This window comes from uncultured Cyclobacterium sp. (assembly GCF_963976465.1).
Taxonomy (GTDB): Bacteria; Bacteroidota; Bacteroidia; order Cytophagales; family Cyclobacteriaceae; genus Cyclobacterium.
In genome coordinates this window covers 1-4,176 of sequence record NZ_CAXBOC010000483.1, presented here as the reverse complement: position 1 = coordinate 4,176, position 4,176 = coordinate 1, and the positions used below count along the sequence as shown (strand labels likewise).

The 4,176-nt window shown below is 34.9% G+C and carries 6 protein-coding genes; all 6 read right to left on the bottom strand.

Annotated features, from left to right (window positions below):
- On the bottom strand, nucleotides 1-696 hold a 696-nt coding region (locus AAC037_RS20735), incomplete at its 3' end, for a hypothetical protein (protein ID WP_339905296.1).
- A 68-nt stretch (nucleotides 697-764) separates the two neighbouring features.
- Nucleotides 765-1,106, bottom strand: coding sequence for a hypothetical protein (locus AAC037_RS20730; RefSeq protein WP_339905295.1), 342 nt, complete (start codon nucleotides 1,104-1,106; stop codon nucleotides 765-767).
- Between the two features lie 236 nt (nucleotides 1,107-1,342).
- Nucleotides 1,343-1,762, bottom strand: coding sequence for a hypothetical protein (locus AAC037_RS20725; protein ID WP_339905294.1), 420 nt, complete (start codon nucleotides 1,760-1,762; stop codon nucleotides 1,343-1,345).
- Nucleotides 1,763-2,041: 279 nt separating this feature from the next.
- Nucleotides 2,042-2,647 (bottom strand): hypothetical protein, encoded by a 606-nt coding sequence (locus AAC037_RS20720; RefSeq protein WP_339905293.1) that lies wholly within the window; start codon nucleotides 2,645-2,647, stop codon nucleotides 2,042-2,044.
- Nucleotides 2,648-3,086: 439 nt separating this feature from the next.
- Complete coding sequence (locus AAC037_RS20715) at nucleotides 3,087-3,398, bottom strand: type II toxin-antitoxin system RelE/ParE family toxin (protein ID WP_339905292.1); 312 nt, start codon at nucleotides 3,396-3,398, stop codon at nucleotides 3,087-3,089.
- Nucleotides 3,395-3,610 carry a hypothetical protein gene (locus tag AAC037_RS20710; RefSeq protein ID WP_339905291.1) on the bottom strand — a complete coding sequence of 72 codons (216 nt, stop codon included), beginning with the start codon at nucleotides 3,608-3,610 and terminating at the stop codon, nucleotides 3,395-3,397. The genes AAC037_RS20715 and AAC037_RS20710 overlap by 4 nt, the downstream gene beginning before the upstream one ends.
- Nucleotides 3,611-4,176: the final 566 nt, after the last annotated feature.

Below are 4,176 nucleotides of genomic sequence, written 5' to 3'. Positions count from 1 at the left end.
GACCTTGGACGTCGACTTTATTTCTTGTTTAGGGATGGACTTATAAAACGTTCTCATGGCTTCTATAAAAGTTTCGGTTTTTTCCTTACTGACCCCAACCTTGTCTACAAATTTCCCATCCTCCGTATATAGGCCCCTCAAGGTAAATTGATTGTCATCGGAAATGAAGCCAACAGCCCATAAATTATCGCTATTATCGTAATACATTTCCCATATTGTATTCGGTGCGGGTTTACCTAAAAATGCATGTACGGAGCGGATTTTATGTGTTCCCTCATAAAGGATTGTCTCTCCATGAAGTTGGCCGTTTTTATAGTTCACAGAGAAGCGATAAGGAAGACCATCTTTAGATTCAGCATAGTTATTATAGATCCAAAGCCCTTCTTTTTTGCCTTGTGCATATAGCCCTTCCCTACTAATTGAGCCATCCTCATTGTAATGAATGCATAACCCATTCGGCACCCCAATGTCGTAAACGGCAGTCATCGATAATTTTTCAGAGGGAAAGAAAATGGCTAGCGTATCAACGAATTGCTTGTCGGCATTCACAAAACCTTTTTTGTAAATAGTGCCATTGGGATGGTATTCTACATAGGGGTTGGGTTTAAACACCACCCTATTGTATTTTACTTGCGCCCGGGCAAAATTGATTATGGAAAAGGAGAAAACAAGAAGGATAAGCGCACGTAAAACCATGATTATATAGCTATTAGAGCTGATAAAGATATAAAAATATCAATAAAAACAACCTTCACTATTGCCAACTACAATTTAAATCCGCTTAGGTGGACCATATTAATAAAGTACTCCTGATTTGAAATCAGTTCATTTAGGATTTTCTCCATGTTTTTACTCAATTCATAATCGCTGGTATAGGAGACAAAGACATCTCCTTCAGGGGCAAAATACACCTTTGAAACATCTAAGTTGCTATCCTTGGCACCGGTTTTTAAAAGGATTTCCCACAGTTCCCCTTGTAATAAATCATTTTTATCCACCAACAGATCGACAAAATCATCGTCCGGTTGTTCCGGTAACCAAACGGTATAATTTCCGTTTATTTTCGACCTTTCCACTCTACAGAGGTATACTTTACCGGTTTCCATATCATCACTATTTTTAAAGAAAGAGCCTATTTTTTCACCTTACCCACACTAAGCTGTAGGCCATAAATTAGAAAGAATAATTTACCAAAGCAGGTCTAATCCAACCCCACTATACAGCCCACATTGCCAAAAATTGGTCCCTGAGCTTGTCGAAGGGGTATTGAAATTTACCTTAACATTTTTCGAGGTTCAACATTGTATTCAGACTAGACAGTTTCAGTTGTCAGAATGCTTAGTTATTGAGAAACATTTTTTTGTTTATTTTCTTTTTCAATTACTTCGTCTAAAATATAGTTCTTGACGACTTCGTTTTGGTCAACTGGTTCGCCTTCCCACTCAGTTAGTCTGAAGTCCCATAATACAGTACCATCATAATAATTTTCTATTTCAATGAACGGAAAAATTTTTGGGCTCTCAGTTATCCAAAAGACCCCTTCTCCACCTGCATAAGCTCCTACAGGTTTATAGTTAGCATTGAATAGTCGTCCACTGACGTTCTCGAAATAAAAGCTTTTCATCTTGAAAACGTTCCATGATAATGGGCTTATCAAAACGAGTCCGACAAGCCCAAAAACGAGTATAGAAGATGCGATTGTCAATAACCTGATAGAAATATTTAACCATCGCTTTCCAGACTTACACTTAAAGACTGTCAAGAGTCCAATTGAAACAAGAAAGATTGAAAAAATTATATCTGTCCAATAACCCGTTAGTGACACGTCAGTCAGCAGAACGGTAGCTAAATATACAGTCGTAAATAGTGTCAATATTATCTGTCTCCTAGTCGTCATTTTTTGATTACCGCCAACGGTTAGTATAAAATAGGGCAGCCTTTTAAAGAGATTCACTATCAAACCGAAACTTGGTTGCTGATTGAACTGAAGTTGCTACTACCCCAAACCCACTGCTCGATTTTATATAGTGTTGTGAGACGTTTATCTCTTTTTTTTCTCCCGCCATTCAATATATTTGATTAATTCATTCAATTCAATAAATCCTTCTTCCTCTGGTTTATCAGGCAATCGTCCCACTTCAATATGCTTAATATCTACAGCTGCACTTTTTTCACCTAATCCATCATCTAGGATAAGATATGTTCCGTAGAGAAAATCATCTTTTCTGTCATCAACAAATTCTTTAAACCCTATTCTTAATCCTAAATCATTTGGCTTTTTAGAAGATTCTAGAGGGAGGAACCATATAGTTGATGGATCGAAAATTATTTTTTTATATTCTAATTTGAAGTCAAATCCTACTGAAGGCTTGAAGGCAATCATTTCCCAATTTTCAATATTAGGAGCATTATTAATTAGCTCTTCAACCTTTGGGAAATAATCAGTTTTCCCTTCTGCTGTAATAATTAATTCTTGATTAGAATCAGGATGACCTCCAATAGCAAAATATAATTTATCACAATAGCTATGAAGGATAGCTAAAAATTCATCCAATAATTTCTCCTTCTCTTGTTCATCTACCTCATTGAGGAAAAGATACTTATTGCTATTGTTCTTAAACCAATCCCAAAATTCTTGTACTGTCATTTTTATTGAATGTCTCACAACAATTGTATAAACAGTAAGTTTATACAAGGAGTTACGTATATATCAACTATGCACCCGACCCCTTCTGCTTATTTTCCCTGTCAAATTAAGCATTCCAAACAAAGTATCCAGTAATTAGACTAAGAATTTAATGGAAACTGTTGAAAATGGTCTGGAAATGGTTAAAGGATTTGCTGCAGCGGGTAGACAATTAATGCGAGATTTACACAGTGTCAAATTGTACCTTTAATTGCCCATAAAGCAAAAACTGATCAGTTTGAGACTAACACATGCTTGAAAGAAAAAGACTTCTAAATAAAGGGCAGACACGGAAAATGTTCTGCTTAGGCTAATTTATTTAAGGGTACCTTGTCCCCTATAATCGGGATAAATTGTAAGGGAAACTCTGTAGGCTTTTAGTTAGTAGCCAATCACTCAATTACCTCTCGTTTTTTTTAAATTTTCTCTTTTTCGGATTTTGCCTAGTGTCCCAAAATTTTAAAATTTCAATGTGTTCATCGCAAATTTTGTAAATTAAATAGTAATTATTTTCAACAAGTCTCATTTTTATATTTGCTGAATTTGAATTTACTCCCAATTTGGGGTGTTTCTCTATTATTTTAATAACTTCTTGAGTTAATTTGAACAATTTACGGCTATATAAATTTGAATTGTTTCTTTTGTCCCAGTATTCACAAATAGCTTCAAATTCATAAATTGCTTCTAATGACCAAATTGTTTTCAATTTCATTTGTTAAATCTCTTTACAAAATCTTCGTTTGTCATAAAATTTCCTTTTTTAATTTCTGTGCTTCTTTTTTCTAGCTCCTGCTGCACTTCTTCCGACAATTCGATCGTCCCATCAGCACTTAATTGACTCACCATATTTGATATTGATTCCAATAGCTCCTCATCGTTTAAGGATGTAATTTGATCTATAAGTTTGTCTTTTACCTTTGACATAAGATTGTATTTTATGTTTCCGAATTATTAATAATAGTGTACTTTTTAATTTTTTAGCTTATGAGAAGTGAAACTGAGATATCTTCTGTTTGAAGAATACAATATAAGAACTACTAAAGCTTGTACAAATTACTAAATGCCTAATGTGGGAATTATGCCTTTTTTTGCCATGTAATAGCACGACTTTCTCTTCCAGCTCCCACCCGTAAATTTAATTAAAAACCGAAACCGAACAACCTTACCGCTATTTCGGTTTTTTATTCTAGTAAATTAAGGATTTCAGACAAGGAATCCATTGGATATCCTAATGTTTTAATGGAAACTGTTAAAAATGGACTGGAAATGGCTAAAGAAGCGTAAAGCTCTATTAGACCATCAACACAGGAACTTTTTAATAATTTTACTTCTTCCTAAAAGTCGACAACAAAACCCATCCAATCCTCATCTCAGAAAGCCACCTGAGGATTAAGTCCTAATCCTGACCAATTAGAACCTCAATAAACCGAAGCCTTAATCGCATCATTGTAGCTTAATTGTTAGCTGCTGCCTTTTCTATGCTCATCAAT